General features: G+C 50.9%; 16 protein-coding genes and 1 other RNA gene. 9 read left to right on the top strand and 8 right to left on the bottom strand.

Going from position 1 to position 19,838, the window contains the following annotated elements; genetic code table 11:
* Positions 1 to 99 precede the first annotated feature (99 nt).
* The 7 genes from JTI85_RS19325 to garP form a co-directional block, all read right to left on the bottom strand.
* On the bottom strand, positions 100 to 1,236 hold the full coding sequence (locus tag JTI85_RS19325) for a histidine decarboxylase (protein WP_048213363.1): 1,137 nt from the start codon (positions 1,234 to 1,236) through the stop codon (positions 100 to 102).
* A 40-nt stretch (positions 1,237 to 1,276) separates the two neighbouring features.
* Positions 1,277 to 2,629, bottom strand: coding sequence for a histidine-histamine antiporter (hdcC, locus tag JTI85_RS19330; protein WP_048213364.1), 1,353 nt, complete (start codon positions 2,627 to 2,629; stop codon positions 1,277 to 1,279).
* Positions 2,630 to 3,762: 1,133 nt separating this feature from the next.
* An RNA gene (gene rnpB, locus JTI85_RS19335) (RNase P RNA component class A) lies at positions 3,763 to 4,139 on the bottom strand.
* Between the two features lie 32 nt (positions 4,140 to 4,171).
* Positions 4,172 to 5,317, bottom strand: a complete 1,146-nt coding sequence (gene garK, locus JTI85_RS19340; protein ID WP_219351915.1) for a glycerate 2-kinase — start codon at positions 5,315 to 5,317, stop codon at positions 4,172 to 4,174.
* A 65-nt stretch (positions 5,318 to 5,382) separates the two neighbouring features.
* Positions 5,383 to 6,273 carry a 2-hydroxy-3-oxopropionate reductase gene (gene garR / locus JTI85_RS19345; protein ID WP_115642797.1) on the bottom strand — a complete coding sequence of 297 codons (891 nt, stop codon included), beginning with the start codon at positions 6,271 to 6,273 and terminating at the stop codon, positions 5,383 to 5,385.
* 28 nt (positions 6,274 to 6,301) lie between these two features.
* Positions 6,302 to 7,072, bottom strand: a complete 771-nt coding sequence (gene garL / locus JTI85_RS19350) for a 2-dehydro-3-deoxyglucarate aldolase (protein ID WP_003840018.1) — start codon at positions 7,070 to 7,072, stop codon at positions 6,302 to 6,304.
* A 15-nt stretch (positions 7,073 to 7,087) separates the two neighbouring features.
* Positions 7,088 to 8,422 carry a galactarate/glucarate/glycerate transporter GarP gene (gene garP, locus JTI85_RS19355; RefSeq protein ID WP_219351916.1) on the bottom strand — a complete coding sequence of 445 codons (1,335 nt, stop codon included), beginning with the start codon at positions 8,420 to 8,422 and terminating at the stop codon, positions 7,088 to 7,090.
* A 411-nt stretch (positions 8,423 to 8,833) separates the two neighbouring features.
* On the opposite strand from garP, the gene garD reads away from it, so the two are divergent.
* The 8 genes from garD (at position 8,834) to JTI85_RS19395 (ending at position 16,988) form a co-directional block, all read left to right on the top strand.
* A complete protein-coding gene (gene garD / locus JTI85_RS19360; RefSeq protein WP_219351918.1) occupies positions 8,834 to 10,405 on the top strand; it encodes a galactarate dehydratase in 1,572 nt (523 codons plus the stop codon).
* A gap of 179 nt (positions 10,406 to 10,584) precedes the next feature.
* Positions 10,585 to 11,439 carry a tagatose bisphosphate family class II aldolase gene (locus JTI85_RS19365; protein ID WP_219351920.1) on the top strand — a complete coding sequence of 285 codons (855 nt, stop codon included), beginning with the start codon at positions 10,585 to 10,587 and terminating at the stop codon, positions 11,437 to 11,439.
* A 133-nt stretch (positions 11,440 to 11,572) separates the two neighbouring features.
* Positions 11,573 to 12,844, top strand: coding sequence for a tagatose-bisphosphate aldolase subunit GatZ (gene gatZ / locus JTI85_RS19370; protein ID WP_199945803.1), 1,272 nt, complete (start codon positions 11,573 to 11,575; stop codon positions 12,842 to 12,844).
* A 14-nt stretch (positions 12,845 to 12,858) separates the two neighbouring features.
* Complete coding sequence (gene gatA, locus JTI85_RS19375; protein ID WP_048213372.1) at positions 12,859 to 13,323, top strand: PTS galactitol transporter subunit IIA; 465 nt, start codon at positions 12,859 to 12,861, stop codon at positions 13,321 to 13,323.
* A 29-nt stretch (positions 13,324 to 13,352) separates the two neighbouring features.
* A complete protein-coding gene (gene gatB, locus JTI85_RS19380; RefSeq protein ID WP_003828616.1) occupies positions 13,353 to 13,637 on the top strand; it encodes a PTS galactitol transporter subunit IIB in 285 nt (94 codons plus the stop codon).
* A 4-nt stretch (positions 13,638 to 13,641) separates the two neighbouring features.
* On the top strand, positions 13,642 to 15,015 hold the full coding sequence (locus tag JTI85_RS19385; RefSeq protein WP_048213373.1) for a galactitol-specific PTS transporter subunit IIC: 1,374 nt from the start codon (positions 13,642 to 13,644) through the stop codon (positions 15,013 to 15,015).
* A 44-nt stretch (positions 15,016 to 15,059) separates the two neighbouring features.
* The gene (gene gatD, locus JTI85_RS19390; RefSeq protein ID WP_219351922.1) at positions 15,060 to 16,103 is read left to right on the top strand and encodes a galactitol-1-phosphate 5-dehydrogenase; all 1,044 of its coding nucleotides are present in this window, start codon (positions 15,060 to 15,062) and stop codon (positions 16,101 to 16,103) included.
* A 111-nt stretch (positions 16,104 to 16,214) separates the two neighbouring features.
* Positions 16,215 to 16,988 carry a DeoR/GlpR family DNA-binding transcription regulator gene (locus tag JTI85_RS19395; protein ID WP_048213375.1) on the top strand — a complete coding sequence of 258 codons (774 nt, stop codon included), beginning with the start codon at positions 16,215 to 16,217 and terminating at the stop codon, positions 16,986 to 16,988.
* A 113-nt stretch (positions 16,989 to 17,101) separates the two neighbouring features.
* Here JTI85_RS19395 and rsmI read toward each other — a convergent pair whose 3' ends face one another.
* Positions 17,102 to 17,965, bottom strand: a complete 864-nt coding sequence (rsmI, locus tag JTI85_RS19400; protein WP_003024942.1) for a 16S rRNA (cytidine(1402)-2'-O)-methyltransferase — start codon at positions 17,963 to 17,965, stop codon at positions 17,102 to 17,104.
* Between the two features lie 63 nt (positions 17,966 to 18,028).
* Between rsmI and JTI85_RS19405 the strand changes: the two genes are divergently transcribed.
* On the top strand, positions 18,029 to 19,838 hold a 1,810-nt coding region (locus tag JTI85_RS19405; protein WP_255574894.1), incomplete at its 3' end, for a penicillin-binding protein activator.

Raw genomic sequence — 19,838 nt, forward strand, 5'->3', positions numbered from 1 at the left:
TCTGTAAGAACAGAGCCTGATAGACGCAACCGATAATGATTGGTCTCGGCATCGGTTGCGCCGCCCCTGAGGGCAGTGATGATTATCACTGCCCTTTCTTCATGCGGCCTGCTGGTTCAGGTCAGCAATCACATCGTCAATCAGCTCATCAATCTTGCTGGAGTCAAGGTGGTGCGCAGTGGTAATCAGGTGAGCGATGTCACCGGAGGTGGCCAGACAGTGCTTCTTCCAGACGGCTTCTGACGGACAAGGGAAAACCACGGTAATAGAGTTTTTATTGCGCCAGGCATCAATACCAGCAGCCTGTAAGCGATCGACTGCGTACTGCGCCATATTCAGGCTATGTTCAATGCGGCGTTGCCAGTCGCTCCAGGAATGGCTGCGAATAGCTTCCCACATCATTAGCGGTGTATGGCCGTTACGAGAACCAGAAATGGTTTTATCGTGTGCAGAGATGTAATCAATTTCGACAGAAATCCGGTCAACGTTTTTCCTTTTCGCTACCACGATGCCGCAGGGAATAGGCGAACCAATCATTTTGTGACCTGAAACGCCAATAGAATCAATACCATCAGCGAAGTTAAAAGGCTGCGGATCGTTCACAAACGGCAAAATCATACCGCTCAACGCAGCATCAGCGTGTAGATAATAATCGTCACGTTTGATACCCAGTTGACCAATCCGTTGTTGGATCTCAGCAATATTATCAATAGCGCCACGAACGGTTGTGCCGATATTTGCAAAAATAATCGGATGTTCTTCGTTATCGCGTTGAATTTTACGAATCAAATCATCATAGTCCATCTCACCATTCGGCTGTGATTCCACCAGACTTGATTTAATGCGCAACAACTTAACAATTTTCGCAACGGAATAATGAGTATCTTTCGAGTAATAAAGCGTACCTTCTGGAAACAGTTCACGCCCCAGATAGCAGCCAAACATATTACCTTCAGTTCCCCCATTGGTAACGTAACCCCAGCTTTCTTCAAATGGGATTTTGAAAATACTGGCGAAATACTCCATTACTTCTTTTTCAAAATCAAACGAGTTCAGCAAATAATTGCAATACTCCCCCCAGTCACCACAATTATTTATGGAGAAACGCATAAACCGTTCCAGTATCGTGTAATCGAAGTCGGCTGACTCCGGATAACCTATATTAAAATACTGATTTTTTACGCAATATGACCAAAAAGCATCGAGCTTATTCTGATCGACAATAGATAATGTCATTTTAAACTCCCGTGGATAAAACCAATACAGTTGGATACGTTTAGATACGTTTATCTAAATAAAGAATATCCTGACCTTTCTTACTACGCCCGGCAGCAACAAATGAGAACAATGGAATGGTTACCATCATCATCAAGATGCCCCAGAATATGGAGTCGCTGCCAGAACCAAGCAAAGCAAAAATGCAGTAAATCATGCCAATAACAACCAACGTGCAGTAAAACATAAACGATCTTCCACGATTGGCTTTCTTTGAAACAAGGATGATTGGAAGCGAAATCAGGGCGTACATATATGGCAGAAGTGAAGCAAATACCGACATTAAGATTACAGCCTGGAATTGTTTCGCCAGATTCGGAGATGCCGTCAGAAGCAAGACAATACTCATTAATACACCGGTAAAAACGAGGCTTTTCATCGGGACATCTTGCTTGTTGGTTTCTTCAAAGAATTTCGGGAAAAGTCCTTGTTGAGCACCTGCGCGCGGGCCTTCTGACTGAAGTATCAACCAACCTGAAATTGAGCCAAAGCAGGCAATGATGCTCAGTGCGGAAGCAATGTTCCCTGCCGTATTACCGAACATATAGCGTGCGGCATCAGCAAAAGGTGCGGCTGAATCTACCAGAACATTATGTGGTACCAACCCCATAATAACAGTGCAGCTACCAACATAGCATACGGAAGCGATTAATAACCCCATAACGGTAGCCCGAGGAACCGTGCGTTCTGGATCTTCGACCTGACCGGTAGAAACGACTGCAGATTCAATACCAAGGAAGCCCCATAGCGCAATCGACGCAGCAGAAATAATTGCCGAGGAATCACTATGTCCCGTTCCATTATAAACTTCAGTATAGAGCGACGGGTTAAACCAGAACCACCCAATAAATCCTACGCCTAATATTACGATTAACCCGCAGGTTGCGGTAAAGGATTGTGCCCGCCCCGCAACTTTGGCACCAAAACTAGCAAGGAAAACAAATGCCCACAGAATAATAATTGCGGCAATACAACCGTAAGTTGGATTTTTAAGCTCCGGGAAAAAGAAACTGAGATAGCCGACACCTGCGACCAATAATGCAACGTTACCTACCCATGCGCTGATCCAATAGCACATTGTTGTCTGAAACCCAATGAATGGGCCGAAGGCATCACTGGCATAAGCAACGATACCGCCGGTACGAGGTGTAATTAAACTGGTTTTAGCGAAAACTAATGCAAGTGCAATAACACCGATGATGGTAAATACCCATCCCCATATTGAGATGGAGCCTATGCCTGCGAGATTAGTTGGCAACATAAATACGCCAGACCCCATCATATTTGATGCAGTCACTAACGTTAGGGCAATGACTCCCATTTTATGAGCAGAGCCTGAGCTTACTGTTCCCATAATGGTTTCCTATTAATTTAAAATTTTGCAATAAGTGGAAATTCGTACTGAATTCGTGGGTCATTGTTATGAATAGAAATGTCCATTATTGTGACAACAATCAAAAATAATAATGAATCAATTTTTTTTGAGCGGTTTTCCCGCTCACTTTTTAACCATTTTATTAGTAATTGACTCTGTCCCCTTTTATTCGACCTGAATAAAGAAAAGGCGACACTAAAATAATCAGAAAAAAATCACGACGATCATTTATTAATAATGTAATTTTTTGTTGATGGTATTGCTTTAATGTTAAAGATCATGAGTAATTTAAAGACACTCTGTTTATCACGCCAAAAACGGGTATTTCTGATATGAATAAAGTAGAAGATGGCAATTCAAAGGAGAGAACATAATTTATGTTACAACGGACAGAATAATGACTTCCTGTGGGCTACGCCACACAAAGTAAAAACCCCGCCGAAGCGGGATTCTATAAAGAGTGAAGCTGACCGATAAGCCGCGTTCTTTTGAGCATAGCGTCGTGGACAGTCATTCATCTATTCTGTCTCACAAAGCAAAAACCCCGCCGAAGCGGGGTTCTATAAAGAGTGAAGCTGACCGATAAGCCGCGTTCTTTTGAGCATAGCGTCGTGGACAGTCATTCATCTATTCTGTCTCACAAAGCAAAAACCCCGCCGGAGCGGGATTCTATAAAGAGTGAAGCTATCCGATAAGCCGCGTTCTTTTGAGCATAGCGTCGTGGACAGTCATTCATCTATTCTGTCTCACAAAGCAAAAACCCCGCCGAAGCGGGGTTCTATAAAGAGTGAAGCTGACCGATAAGCCGCGTTCTTTTGAGCATAGCGTCGTGGACAGTCATTCATCTATTCTGTCTCACAAAGCAAAAACCCCGCCGGAGCGGGATTCTATAAAGAGTGAAGCTATCCGATAAGCCGCGTTCTTTTGAGCATAGCGTCGTGGACAGTCATTCATCTATTCTGTCTCACAAAGCAAAAACCCCGCCGGAGCGGGATTCTATAAAGAGTGAAGCTATCCGATAAGCCACGTTCTTTTGAGCATAGCGTCGTGGACAGTCATTCATCTATTCTGTCTCACAAAGCAAAAACCCCGCCGGAGCGGGGTTCTATAAAGAGTGAAGCTGACCGATAAGCCGGGTTCTGTCGTGGACAGTCATTCATCTAGGCCAGCAATCGCTCACTGGCTCAAGCAGCCTACCCGGGTTCAGTACGGGCCGTACCTTGTGAACCCCTATTTGGCCTTGCTCCGGGTGGAGTTTACCGTGCCACGGACTGTTACCAGCCGCGCGGTGCGCTCTTACCGCACCCTTTCACCCTTACCTGATCCCACTTGCGTGGGCCATCGGCGGTTTGCTCTCTGTTGCACTGGTCGTGGGTTTCCCCCCCAGGCGTTACCTGGCACCCTGCCCTATGGAGCCCGGACTTTCCTCCCCTCCGCCCGTCTCCCCCGAAGAGGACGACGACGAAGCGGCGACTGTCTGGTCAGCTTCGGCGCGCAGTATAGAGGGTTTGTGCGGTGTTGTCACCCCGCACTGCGCATTCCTATCGCTAACGTGGCAGCGATGTTTCTTGAGGCGCGATAAATATTATCCGATGCCCCGCGGAAAGCGTCCTCCAGCGTGCCGATCCTGGTTAATACGCTAAACACCGCATCAATGCCATATTGGTGTACCACGTCCACATCGCGTGTCAGGCTACCGGCAATACCAATTACTGGTTTATGGTACTTCTTCGCGACGCTCGCCACGCCCACCGGCACTTTGCCATGCACACTCTGGCTGTCGATACGCCCCTCTCCGGTCACCACCAGCGTACAATCGTGAATATGTTCTTCCAGATTGAGCGCCTGAGTCACAATCTCGATACCACTGCGCAGCTCCGCGCCTAAAAAAGCCATTAACGCGGCCCCCATTCCACCAGCCGCTCCCGCGCCAGGTACGTCTTTCACATCCACCCTGAGCGATTTTTTAATGATATCGGCATAGTGGGAAAGATTGCGGTCCAGCTCGACAATGTGTTCCTCAGTCGCCCCTTTCTGAGGCCCAAAGATGCGGGATGCGCCAGTATCGCCCGTCAGAGGATTCGTCACATCACAGGCAACACGGATTGAACAGGTTTTTAAGCGCTGATCCAGCCCCGAAACATCGATGGTATTGAGGCAAATCAGGCTACCGCCGCCGTAACCGATTTCAGTACCGTTGGCATCACAGAGTTTTGCTCCCAGTGCCTGCACCATACCCGCGCCGCCGTCATTGGTCGCGCTACCGCCAATGCCGATAATGATACTTTTCGCACCGCTTTCCAGCGCCTGCAAAATCAACTCTCCGGTACCACAAGACGTTGTCACTAATGGATTGCGTTTTTCAGGAGGAACCAACGCCAGGCCGCTGGCTGCAGCCATTTCGATAAACGCGGTTTTACCGTCACCGGACATGCCCCAGCAGGCATTCACTTTTTCACCCAGCGGCCCCGTCACCCACGCGGAATATTCACTCCCTTGCGTGGCGGCAATCATGGCTTCGACCGTTCCTTCGCCGCCGTCGGCCACCGGAACTGAAACATATTGCGCATCGGGAAATATTTCCCGAAATCCTTTTTCTATTGCCTGAGCGACCTCAGTGGCAGATAGACTTTCTTTATAAGAGTCTGGGGCAATTACGATTTTCATAGTTATGTAGCCTGACTGTGCCGCGCAAGGCAAGAAATACAGGGCGCACATCCGCGCCCTTCTTGTTAGCGTGTGACTTCCACTTTCGCCAGTTTTTCGTAGTAGCATGCGAGCGCGCTGTGATCGGCGGTGCCCATCCCATCTGCACGCAGCGCCTGCATCATCTCCATGACTGCAGCAGTCAGCGGCAACTGCGCGCCGACCCCATGCGAGGTATCCAGTGCGTTCGCCAGATCCTTAATATGCAGATCAATACGGAAGCCTGGCTTGAAGTTGCGGTCCATAACCATCGGCGCTTTCGCGTCCAGTACGGTGCTTCCCGCCAGCCCGCCACGGATCGCCTGATACACCAGATCCGGGTTCACACCCGCTTTGGTCGCCAGCGTCAGCGCTTCAGACATCGCGGCAATGTTCAGCGCCACAATCACCTGGTTCGCCAGCTTAGTGACGTTACCCGCGCCAATGTCACCGGTATGCACCACGGAGCCTGCCATCGCTTTCAGCAGATCGTAGTACTTGTCGAAAATCGCTTTATCACCGCCAACCATCACCGACAACGTGCCATCAATCGCTTTTGGCTCGCCGCCGCTGACCGGCGCATCCAGCATATCCACGCCTTTCGCTTTCAGCGCCTCGCTGATTTCACGGCTGGCTAACGGCGCAATGGAGCTCATGTCGATAAGCACTGTGCCCGGTTTCGCCCCTTCAATAATTCCGCCTTCACCCAGCGCCACTTCCTTAACATGCGGAGAGTTCGGCAGCATGGTGATGATCACGTCGCACTGTTCAGCAATATCTTTCGCCGTGGCGGCGGTTTCTGCACCAGCGGCAATGACTTGTGCAATGGATTCCGGGTTACGGTCAGCAACCACCAACGAGTAACCTGCCTTGAGGAGGTTTTTACTCATTGGTTTACCCATGATACCGAGGCCAATAAAACCAACTTTCATTGTCATGTCTTTATCTCTCTACTGTCGATGGTGGTTATTTCTTAAAAGAATCAGCCAGTTTCTGCGTGGCTGAACGGAACACGCCAAGGTCGCTGCCAACAGCAACAAAGGTCGCGCCCCACTCCAGATAACGACGCGCATCCGCCTCTACCGGGGCCAGAATGCCGCTTGGTTTGCCATGTGCTTTCGCGCGGGCAAAAATGTGCTGGATAGCTTTCTGCACATCAGGATGCGACGCATTGCCGAGGTGGCCTAGCGCCGCAGCCAGATCGCTTGGGCCGACGAAGACACCGTCTACGCCTTCGGTCGCCGCGATAGCGTCAACGTTATCAACGCCCTGCTGACTTTCGATCTGCACGATGATGGTGATGTTCTTATTCGACTGCGCAAAGTAGTCCGGTACGGTGCCAAACATATTGGCGCGATGGGAGACGGACACGCCGCGAATACCTTCCGGCGGATAGCGGGTCGACGCCACGGCGTTCACTGCCTCTTCTTGTGTCTCAACGAACGGGATCAGGAAGTTGTAAAACCCAATATCCAGCAGGCGCTTGATAATCACCGGCTCGTTGGTCGGTACGCGCACGACTGGCGCGCTGGCGCTACCTTTCAGCGCCATCAATTGCGGGATAAACGTCGAGATATCGTTCGGCGCGTGTTCGCCATCCAGCACCAGCCAGTCAAAACCTGCCAGGCCTAAAACCTCGGTACTGATTGGGCTGGCTAATGCAGACCAGCAGCCAATCTGAATCTGTTGCGCCGCGAGGGCCGCTTTAAACTTATTCGGAAAAATCGTGTTATTCATCGCCTATACCTTTGTTTATTTCTGCAATTCCATACGTTTAATGTCACCGACAATAAACAGGTAGCAAACCATCGCCATCAGCGCCGAGCATCCTACAAACATCAGCGCAGCATTAAATGAGTGCAGCTCGCTCACCAGATAACCAATCACCAGCGGGGTGACGATGGAAGCGACGTTGCCAAATACGTTAAATACCCCCCCGCACAGACCGACGATTTCTTTCGGTGCGGTATCGGAGATCACCGGCCAACCCAGCGCGCCGAAGCCTTTGCCGAAGAACGCCAGCGCCATCAGCGCGACGACCAGGGTGGTGTTATCGGTGTAGTTACACAGAATAATGGTCGACGCGAGCAACATTCCGAGCACAATCGGCAGCTTACGTGCCAGGGTGATGCTGAAGCCGCGTTTAATCAGATAATCAGAGAACACACCGCCGAGCACGCCACCGGCAAATCCGCACAGCGCAGGAATCGACGCCACCAGACCCACTTTCAGAATCGACATGCCTTTTTCTTGCACCAGGTAGATCGGGAACCAGGTCAGAAAGAACCAGGTGATGGTATTGATAAAATACTGTCCGAAGAACACCCCAAGCATCATGCGATTAGTCAGCAACTGCTTGATATAATGCAGCTTAGGACCGCCAGATGCCGCAGCGCCCGGCTTCTTGTGATCCATATCCACAACCGCGCCGTTGTCAGAGATAAACTTCAGCTCTTCCTGCGACATACGCGGGTGATCGGTTGGGTTATGAATAAACTTTACCCACAGGCCGGTGAGCACAAAACCGATAACGCCCATCACGGTAAAGACGTGCTCCCAACCCCAGGCGAAGGTCAGCCAGCCCAGCAGCGGCGAAAACAGCGCCAGAGAGAAATATTGTGCGGAGTTAAAAATTGCGGATGCCGTACCGCGCTCTTTCATCGGGAACCAGGCCGCCACAATACGGGCGTTCGCCGGGAAGGACGGCGCTTCCGAGAAGCCCAGCATGAAACGCATGATGAACATTGAAATACCTGCCCAGGCCAGCGGAAACATATCCACGAATCCCTGCAGGAAGGTAAACAGCGACCAGAAAAACAGGCTGTAAGTGTAGACTTTCTTCGAGCCGAATTTATCCAACAGCCAGCCGCCGGGGATTTGCATCAACAGATAAGCCCAGCCGAAGGCGGAGAAAATGTAACCCATTGAGATGGCGCTGAGCTGCAACTCTTTCGCCACTTCCGTACCGGCAATAGACAACGTCGCACGGTCCGCGTAGTTAACGGCGGTAACAATAAAGATTATCAGCAATATTAAATAACGAGTGTGCGTACCTTTCTTTTTCTCTACCACCGTATCCAGTATCATACTATTTACCTCAGGTTACCTCGGGCACATGTCTTTTATTATTCGGCAGGCATTTTTAAGAATTAATTACCACCAATAAAAATACGCAATAATTTATCAGGTGCTATGAAACCGTGATTTAGTATAATCAGCACGACAAGGTTAATCATTGTGCAAATGCTCACTAAAGAAAATACGTTAGAATATTATCTTGGGCAAATGCACATAAGCATGGGCGCTAATGCACACATTTACGTATTGCCACCTCTGGCAGCATGATGTACCTGAGTTTAAGTGATCATGGTCACATTCTCAGATTTAATCTCCTGACATTCTTATTTCACAATACCAAGTTTTTATTGCTTTTAATTAGCTGCAATATAACAACACCCATACAATTATTATCACCACCTGGCTGGAGAATACTGGACAATGGCCGACATCGAAATTAGACAAGAATCGCCAACGGCGTTTTATATTAAAGTTCACGACACAGATAATGTGGCGATTATTGTCAATGACAATGGTCTGAAAGCCGGGACACGTTTTCCTGATGGACTGGAGCTAATTGAACATATTCCCCAGGGTCATAAAGTGGCGCTCGTGGACATTCCTGTTCACGGCGAAATCGTGCGTTATGGCGAAGTGATAGGCTATGCCGTTCGCGATATCCCCCGCGGTAGTTGGATCGATGAATCGATGGTTGAACTGCCAAAAGCCCCGCCGCTGGAAACATTACCGCTGGCAACCAAAGTCCCGGAACCGCTGCCGCCGCTGGAGGGGTATACCTTCGAAGGGTACCGCAATGCTGACGGCAGCGTCGGCACCAAGAATCTGCTCGGCATCTCCACCAGCGTGCACTGTGTGGCGGGCGTGGTGGACTATGTAGTGAAAATCATTGAGCGCGATCTGCTGCCCAAATATCCGAACGTCGACGGCGTGGTGGGGCTCAATCACTTGTACGGCTGCGGCGTGGCGATCAATGCCCCAGCCGCCATCGTGCCGATTCGTACAATCCACAATATTGCGTTGAACCCGAACTTCGGCGGTGAAGTAATGGTCATCGGCCTTGGCTGCGAAAAACTCCAGCCTGAGCGCCTGCTGGAAGGTACTCACGATGTGAAAAGTATTCCGGTAGACAGCGCCAGTATCGTCAGCCTGCAGGATGAAAAACACGTTGGTTTTAAATCCATGGTAGAAGACATTTTGCAGGTCGCTGAGCGCCACCTGGCAAAGCTCAATCAGCGCCAGCGCGAAACCTGTCCGGCATCAGAACTGGTTGTCGGCATGCAATGCGGCGGCAGCGATGCGTTTTCTGGCGTAACGGCCAACCCGGCGGTAGGTTATGCCTCCGACCTGCTAGTTCGCTGCGGTGCGACCGTGATGTTCTCGGAAGTGACCGAAGTCCGCGATGCGATCCATCTTCTGACCCCACGGGCAGTTAACGAAGAGGTGGGCAAGCGTCTGCTCGAAGAGATGGCCTGGTACGACAACTATCTCGATATGGGAAAAACTGACCGCAGCGCTAACCCCTCTCCGGGTAACAAGAAAGGCGGTCTGGCAAACGTGGTGGAAAAAGCGCTGGGTTCTATTGCCAAGTCAGGCAAGAGCGCGATTGTCGAAGTATTGTCGCCGGGTCAGCGTCCAACCAGGCGCGGCCTGATTTATGCCGCCACCCCGGCAAGCGATTTTGTCTGTGGTACGCAGCAGGTTGCTTCCGGCATTACCGTGCAGGTGTTCACCACCGGTCGCGGTACGCCGTACGGTCTGATGGCCGTGCCGGTGATAAAAATGGCGACGCGAACTGAACTGGCTAATCGTTGGTTTGACCTGATGGACATCAACGCAGGCACCATCGCGACCGGAGAAGAAACCATCGAAGAAGTAGGGTTAAAGCTATTCAAGTTCATTCTCGACGTGGCCAGCGGTCGTAAGAAAACCTTCTCGGATCAGTGGGGATTACATAACCAGCTGGCGGTATTTAACCCGGCACCGGTAACCTGATTTTTCACTGTTTTTTCTTCAGGAGCATGTCTACGGGCATGCTCTTTTTTTTGGCATAAACTTTCGCAACCCTCCCATTACTTTCGAAACTTTCATTTTTCAGATCGAAATCACAAAAAAACATTACGAAACCCTATACTTTATTTCGAAGAAAGAAATCGAAAGACTTCGGAGGAAGTATGTTTATCATTTCAAGCAAAACGATGCTGAAGAAGGCTCAACAAGAGGGCTACGCCGTCCCCGCGTTTAACATCCACAATCTCGAGACCTTACAGGTTGTCGTGGAAACGGCTGCCGAGCTACGTTCTCCGTTGATCGTCGCCGGAACGCCAGGTACGTTTAGCTACGCTGGTGTAGGTAATATAGTCGCTATCGCCAGCGAGCTGGCCAGAAGCTGGAACCACCCCCTGGCAATTCATCTCGATCACCATGAAAGCGTCAGCGATATTGAAGCGAAAGTCTCCGCAGGGATTCGCTCTGTCATGATCGACGGCTCCCATTTACCGTTTACCGATAACATCGCGTTGGTCAAAAGCGTGACGGATTACTGCCACCACTATGACGTCAGCGTTGAAGCAGAACTGGGACGCCTGGGCGGGCAAGAAGATGATCTGATCGTGGATGGCAAGGATGCACTTTATACCCACCCTGAGCAGGCTCGAGAGTTCGTAGAAAAAACAGGTATCGACTCACTGGCAGTCGCCATTGGCACTGCCCATGGCTTGTACACCGCAGAACCAAAACTGGACTTTGAACGGTTAGCGGAAATTCGTCAATGCGTTGATATTCCTTTAGTTTTACATGGCGCTTCCGGCCTGCCCCCTCAGGATATTAAACGCGCAATCACTCTCGGGATCTGCAAAGTCAACGTCGCTACCGAACTCAAAATCGCCTTTGCTGACGCACTCAAAAACTACCTGAGCGCCCACACCGATGCGAACGATCCACGGCACTACATGGTGCCAGCAAAAACAGCGATGAAAGAGGTGGTACGTAAAGTCATTGCCGACTGCGGCTGCGAAGGAAAGCTGTAAGTCCTTCATTAATTTGAATTGCACGGGTGCTGACAAAGGTTTGTTTTTAAAGCTGGATCACGAAAGATGCTTTTACCCTTTGCCTTCAATCCAAAAATATTATGAAGATAAACAAAAGATATCGGAGATAGAAGTGAAAGAAATAATCTCTCGTCATAAAGCGGGTGAACATTTGGGAATTTGTTCTGTTTGTTCAGCCCACCCGCTGGTGATTGAATCCGCACTACGTTTTGATCTCAATACAGACAGTAAAGTGCTGATCGAAGCGACATCTAATCAGGTAAATCAGTTTGGCGGCTATACCGGGATGAAGCCTGCCGATTTCCGTGACTTTGTGTATAACATTGCAGAACAAGTCGGTTTCCCTCGTGAAAGACTGATTCTCGGGGGCGATCACCTCGGTCCTAACTGCTGGCAAAATGAACCGGCAGCAGAGGCAATGGCGAAATCCGTAGATTTAATTAAAGCTTATGTCGCCGCTGGATTCAGTAAAATCCATCTTGATGCCTCTATGTCCTGTGCTGACGATCCCACACCGCTGGATCCAATGGTTGTCGCCGAGCGCGCCGCTGTGTTATGCCAGGCCGCAGAAGCAACAGCCACTGAAGAACAGAAACGCCAATTAACTTACGTTATAGGGACAGAAGTTCCTGTACCTGGCGGAGAAGCCAGTACTATTGGTACCGTACATGTTACCCGCGAAGAAGATGCTGCCCGTACTCTGGAAACACACCAGGTCGCTTTTCGCGCATTAGGGCTTGAAGAAGCATTAACCCGTGTGATCGCCATTGTCGTCCAGCCAGGCGTAGAGTTTGATCACACACAGATCATTCACTATCAACCACAAGCCGCACAAGCGCTTTCCGCCTGGATCAAAGAGACGCCGATGGTCTACGAGGCGCACTCCACAGATTATCAAACCCGTCAGGCCTATCGTGACCTGGTACGTGACCACTATGCGATTCTGAAAGTCGGTCCCGCGCTGACTTTCGCCCTTCGCGAAGCTATTTTTGCGCTGGCACAAATGGAAAATGAGCTGATCTCTCCGGAACAACGGAGCCGGGTGCTGGAGGTGATTGATGAAGTCATGCTGAATGAGCCGGACTACTGGAAAAAATACTATCGTCCAACCTGGAGCCAGGCGATGGTCGATATTCACTTCAGCTTGTCTGACCGTATTCGCTACTACTGGCCTCATCCGCGTATTCGTCAAAGCGTGGAAAAGTTAATTGCCAACCTGAACGGTGTGGCATTACCGCTGGGACTAATTAGCCAGTTTATGCCCGTGCAGTTTGAGCGCCTGCCAGAAGGAACGCTCACAGCTACACCACATAATCTGATTATCGACAAAATCCAGGACGTTCTGCGTGCCTATCGCTTTGGCTGCGCGCCAGTTATCGCCTGAAATCTGGAGAATATATGAGCCAACTCTTTGTCCGAACCGGAATTAATTTTAGCTCGTGTCAGCATGCGCTGGTGCACATTGGGGAAGAGATGCTGGCCAAAGGGGTCGTGCATGAAAGCTACCCGCAGGCCCTGATTGAGCGTGAAGCAACCTTTCCAACTGGAATCGCGCTGGAACATCATGCCGTTGCGATCCCGCACTGTGAAGCCGTTCATGCGAAATCGCCAGCTATCTATCTGATTCGCCCAGAGACGCCTGTCAACTTTCAGCAGGCAGATGATGATGAAGAGATAGCGGTCTCTTTAATTATTGCCTTAATCGTTGAAAACCCGACGGCGCAGCTGAAGCTCCTGCGTCGTCTGTTTAGTGAGCTGCAAAACCCGAACACCATTGAAGCATTATTGAATGCGCCAGATGCTGAACTGGCAATGCTCTTTCGGGAAAAAATCCTTGAGTCTGAGCCTTGCGCCCAGGCTTGATAAAAAACTGATAATAAAAGGAATACCCTATGAAACGTAAAGTAATTGTGGCTTGTGGCGGTGCTGTAGCAACTTCAACAATGGCAGCAGAAGAAATTAAAGAATTGTGTGAAGCCAACAATATCCAACTCGACCTGGTTCAGTGCCGGGTAACGGAAATCGAAACCTATATGGATGGAGCAGATCTTATCTGTACCACCGCCCGTGTTGACCGTACTTTTGGCGATATCCCTGTGGTCCACGGCATGCCTTTTGTTTCAGGCGTAGGTATCGAAGCGTTGCAGCAAAAAATACTGACTATCCTCGTGGGGTAACGCCATGTTTAGCGAAATAATGCGTTATATCCTCGATTTAGGTCCAACGGTTATGTTGCCGCTCGTGATCATCATCTTCTCAAAACTATTGGGGATGAAGCTCGGGGATTGTTTTAAATCTGGTCTGCATATTGGGATCGGCTTCGTCGGCATTGGTCTGGTTATTGGCCTGATGCTGGATTCTATCGGGCCTGCCGCAAAAGCAATGGCGGAGCAGTTTCAAATCAACCTGCATGTCATTGATGTTGGTTGGCCGGGTTCATCACCAATGACCTGGGCTTCGCAAATTGCGCTAATTGCGATTCCTGTCGCCATTGGTGTGAATATCCTGATGCTGGTTACCCGCATGACCCGCGTGGTGAACGTCGACATCTGGAATATCTGGCATATGACGTTTACCGGCGCCATGTTGCATCTGGCAACCGGTTCATACTGGCTGGGCATTCTCGGCGTGGTTGTTCACGCCGCATTTGTCTACAAACTTGGCGACTGGTTTGCGAAAGACACGCGCGACTTTTTCGGTCTCGAAGGTATTGCCATCCCACACGGCTCATCAGCCTATCTGGGGCCAATAGCGGTCCTGGTTGATACGATCATTGAAAAAATCCCGGGTCTGAATCGCATTCATTTCAGTGCAGATGATGTACAGAAACGCTTCGGTCCTTTTGGTGAGCCAGTCACCGTCGGTTTTGTTATGGGCTTAGTGATCGGCTTGTTAGCCGGGTATGACATCAAAGCAGTATTGCAACTGGCGGTAAAAACTGCTGCCGTTATGCTGCTCATGCCGCGCGTCATTAAACCGATTATGGATGGCTTAACACCTATCGCGAAGCATGCCCGCAAACGCCTGCAGGCGAAATTTGGCGGTCAGGAGTTCTTAATTGGTCTGGATCCCGCATTGCTGCTCGGCCATACGTCGGTGGTTTCCGCCAGCCTGATCTTTATTCCGCTGACCATTCTGATTGCCGTGCTGGTCCCAGGTAATCAGGTTCTGCCCTTCGGTGATCTTGCCACTATTGGGTTCTTCGTCGCAATGGCGGTAGCCGTTCATCAGGGAAATCTATTCCGCACGCTGATCTCTGGCGTCATCATCATGGGCATCACCTTGTGGATCGCCACCCAGACCATCGGCTTACACACTCAGCTTGCCGCCAACGCCGGGGCACTGAAAGCAGGTGGAATGGTCGCCTCTCTGGACCAGGGGGGCTCGCCGATCACCTGGTTACTGATTCAGCTCTTTACCTGGCAAAACGTCGTGGCGTTTGCAGTTATTGCCATCATTTACTTCGCAGGTGTGCTATTGACCTGGCGCCGGGCACGTAATTTCGTCGCCGCCGAAAAAGCAGCCGCTATCTCAGAAAGCCAGCCCACATCTTAATTTCTGGGGAGCATTTGCTCCCCTTCACATTTCTGGAGACTCTTATGAAATCAGTGGTTATTCACGCTGAGGGAGACGTACGCGTTGAAGAACGTCCCATGCCCCAACTGCAAGCCGATAACGATGTATTGGTCAGGGTGGTTAGTTCAGGACTTTGCGGTTCTGATATCCCGCGTATTTTCTCTCATGGTGCGCATTATTACCCAATAACGCTGGGTCATGAATTTAGTGGTTATGTTGAATCCTACGGCACTGGCGTTACTGATATGCAACCAGGCGACGCCGTTGCCTGTGTGCCGCTGCTCCCCTGCTTCCACTGTCCTCAGTGTGAGCGTGGTTACTTTTCGTTGTGTAAGCAATATCAGTTTGTCGGTTCGCGTAGCGAAGGGGGCAATGCGGAATATGTGGTCGTAAAACGCGCCAATCTGTTCCGACTGCCATCAGATATGCCGATTGATGACGGGGCATTCATCGAACCGATTACCGTCGGTTTGCATGCCTTCCATCTGGCCCAGGGCTGCGAAGATAAAAACGTGATTATTGTGGGCGCGGGTACTATCGGTTTACTGGCACTGCAATGCGCCCGCGAACTCGGCGCCAAAAGCATCACGGCGATTGATATCAACCCGCAAAAATTGACGTTAGCGAAAGAGTTGGGAGCCACTCACGTATTCAATAGCCGGGAGATGGGCGCGGCGGAAATCTATTCTGCACTGGCCGATTTGCAGTTCGATCAGCTTGTACTGGAGACAGCAGGAACACCACAAACCGTAGCCCTGTCTGTAGAAATTGCAGGTCCTCGCGCACAGGTAGCGTTAGTGGGTACATTGCATCAGGACCTGACGCTGACTTCCAGTGTATTTGGCCAAATACTGCGTAAGGAATTAACCATTCTCGGCAGTTGGATGAACTACTCCAGCCCATGGCCAGGAGAGGAGTGGGAAACCGCTGCACGCTTGTTGACCGAAAAACGTTTACAGCTGGAGCCGTTAATTGCCCATAGCGGCGATGCTGACAGTTTTGCCAAAGCGGTAACATCGCTCAATGGCGCACCGATGCAGGGAAAAATTCTGCTCAAATTTGCCTGACCTCACGAGCCAGCAACCTGCGCTGGCTCACATTTCCTTTCGAAATTTAGCGTTCACCTTTCGCAATCCTTCGATTAAACTAGTGATAGTTAAATTATCAGGTAAATCAATATGAACTCATTTGAGAGAAGGAACAAAATTGTCGACCTGATTAATACGCAAGGCAGCGTGCTGGTAATGGACCTTTCGAATACCTTTGGTATTTCTGAAGTGACTATTCGCGCCGACCTGCGGTTATTAGAGGAGAAAGGTCTTGTCACCCGTTTTCACGGCGGAGCGGCAAAACCAGGAAGCCACCTGGCTGAAGGCGACAATCAGGAAGTGATATTGGAAGAGCGGTATCAACTTGCCAGCGATCCGAAAAAAAGGATCGCCCAGGCCGCGACCGCAATGGTCGAAGAAGGCATGACCGTCATTCTCGATAGCGGAAGCACCACCTTGCTTATCGCGGAGGCGTTAAACCGAAAAAGTAATATCACCGTTATTACCAATAGCCTACCCGCCGCATTCACGTTGTCGGAAAACAAAGACATTACGCTGGTCGTCTGCGGTGGAACCGTGCGCCATAAAACGCATTCAATGCATGGCACTATCGCTGAGCGTTCCCTACAAGGGATCAGCGCTGACCTGATGTTTGTGGGTGCCGATGGGATTGATGCCACAAATGGCATTACGACATTTAACGAAGGCTACTCCATTAGCAGCGTCATGGCAGCTGCCGCACATAAGGTCATCGCGGTGCTGGACGCGACAAAGTTCAATCGCCGTGGCTTTAATCAGGTATTGCCGATGGAGAAGATTAATTGCGTGATAACCGACGATAGCATCAGCAAGCAGGACAAATCAGCGCTGGCTAAAACAGGCGTTGAGTTACTGATCGTTTAGTTTTTTACCCGCCACATCCCGCTTTTCTTCGCACCAACGCGTTGCAACTTTCCTTTTTGCTGCAACGCTTTCAGCGCGTTCTTCCGACAAGCTGGCGATTAATCCAGCCTCTCTTACTCTCCCTGCTGTTCCAGCGCGTGTTTGTACAGCGCATTCTTTTTCACGCCGTGGATTTCAGCGGCCAGCGCGGCGGCCTTTTTCAGCGGCAGTTCGGCCTGCAGCAGCGCCAGGGTTCGCAGCGCATCGGCAGGCAGATCGTCTTCTTGCGCTTTATGCCCTTCAACAATCAGCACCATTTCGCCTTTGCGACGATTTTCATCTTCCTTGACCCACGCCAGCAGTTCGCCGACCGGTGCGCCGTGAATGGTTTCCCAGGTTTTCGTCAACTCACGCGCCAGCACCACGTAACGGGATTCGCCCCAAACGGCAACCATGTCTTCCAGGCTATCCAGCAAGCGGTGGGTAGATTCATAAAAAATCAGCGTACGCGGTTCAGCTTCAATGGCTTTCATCGCATCACGGCGGCCTTTGGATTTCGCAGGCAGGAAGCCTTCGTAGCAGAAACGGTCTGAAGGCAGACCAGCAGCGCTCAGGGCAGCAATCGCCGCACAAGGACCAGGCAGGGGAACAACGCGGATCCCCGCTTCGCGACAGGTGCGCACCAGATGGTAGCCAGGATCGTTAATCAGCGGCGTTCCGGCATCGGAAACCAGCGCAATGTTTTGCCCTTCTTTGAGTTTCGCCACCAGCGTTTCCGCTTTTTGTTGCTCATTGTGATCGTGCAACGCAAACAAACGGGCGTTTATCGCGAAATGTTGTAACAACAATCCTGTATGACGGGTGTCTTCAGCGGCAATCAAATCAACGGCTTGTAAAACTTCGAGCGCTCGTTGGGTAATATCAGCCAAATTTCCTATAGGAGTAGGTACAATAAAGAGTTGGCCTTGAGAATTATCCGCCGATTCGTGTTGTTTCATTGTGTCGTCCGTATTGCCGATTTAATATTGAGCATTGAGTAAAAAAATATCACTGGATACAGTATGGTACCCTCAACATTTTCTCGTTTGAAAGCCGCGCGCGCGCTACCAGTCATTCTGGCTGCACTGATTTTCGCAGGCTGTGGCACCCAGGTGCCAGACCAGAGTGCAGCCCATATGCAGGGCACTGCGCAGGCTGATTCCGGCTTTTATCTGCAACAAATGCAGCAAAGCTCAGATGATAGCAAGACCAACTGGCAATTACTCGCCATTCGTGCACTGCTGAAAGAAGGCAAGAGCCAGCAGGCTACCGAGCTATTCAACCAGCTACCGCAGAAACTCAGCGATACTCAGCGTCGTGAGCAGTCGTTGCTCGCCGTCGAGATCAAGCTCGCGCAGAAAGATATCGCTGGCGCTCAGGCCCTGCTGGATAAACTCACTCCTGCCGATTTCGATCAAAACCAGCAGGCCAGATACTGGCAGGCGCAAATCGACGTCAACCAGGGGCGCCCATCACTGACGCTACTGCGCGCCCTGATCGCCCAGGAACCGCTGCTGCCCGCGAATGCTAAGCAGAAAAACATCGATGCCACCTGGCAGGCGCTGTCATCCATGACCCAGGAACAAGCGCAGGCGCTGGTCATCAATGCGGATGAAAACGTGCTGCAAGGCTGGCTGGATCTCCAGCGCGTCTGGTTCGATAACCGTAACGATCCGGACATGATGAAAGCAGGTATTGCTGACTGGCAGAAACGTTATCCGCAAAACCCGGGCGCAAAAATGCTGCCAACGCAATTGGTTAACGTGCAGAGCTTTAAGCCCGCCTCCACCAGCAAAATTGCGCTGCTGCTGCCGCTGAACGGTCAGGCCGCTGTATTTGGCCGGACTATTCAGCAAGGCTTTGAAGCGGCGAAAAATATGGGTACTCAACCCGTAGCGGCCCCAGCTGTAGCTGCGCCTGTTGTGGATACAACAACTGCGACGACCACGGAACAGCCGCAAACGACTGACGGTGTTGCCAGCCCTTCTCAGGCGTCAGTCAGCGATCTGACTAACGAGACGCCAGCACAGCCAGAAGCTGCAGCCCCACAGCCAACAGCACCTGCACAGCCAACCACCGCCAGCGCACCGGCGAATCCGTCCGCAGAGCTGAAAATCTACGACACCTCATCACAGCCACTGAACCAAATCCTGACTCAGGTCCAGCAGGATGGCGCCAGCATCGTGGTTGGTCCGCTGTTGAAAAACAATGTTGAAGAGCTGATGAAAAGCAACACGCCATTAAACGTGCTGGCGCTTAATCAGCCGGAGTCGGTGAAAAACCTGCCGAACGTCTGCTACTTCGCTTTGTCGCCAGAAGATGAAGCGCGCGATGCCGCACGCCACATCCGTGAACAAGGAAAACAAGCACCACTGCTGTTGATCCCGCGGAGTTCGTTAGGTGATCGCGTTGCCAATGCCTTTGCTCAGGAATGGCAAAAGCTGGGCGGTGGCGTAGTGTTGCAGCAGAAATTTGGCTCCACCGCCGAGCTGAAAATGGGCGTCAACGGCGGTTCGGGAATTTCCCTGACGGGCAGCCCGGTGGCCTCCTCTGTACCTGCGCAACCTGGCGTGACGATTGGCGGTCTGACGATTCCGGCTGCGCCTACAGATGCGCAGATCACCGGCGGCAGCGGCCGTGTTGATGCCGTGTATATTCTGGCGACGCCGGAAGAAATTGCCTTTATTAAGCCGATGATCGCTATGCGCAACGGCAGCCAGAGCGGTGCAACGCTGTACGCCAGCTCCCGTAGCGCGCAGGGAACTGCTGGCCCGGATTTCCGTCTGGAGATGGAAGGCTTGCAGTACAGCGAAATACCGATGCTGGCAGGCG

The sequence above is a fragment of the Citrobacter sp. Colony219 genome, from assembly GCF_019382635.1.
GTDB lineage: Bacteria > Pseudomonadota > Gammaproteobacteria > Enterobacterales > Enterobacteriaceae > Citrobacter > Citrobacter youngae.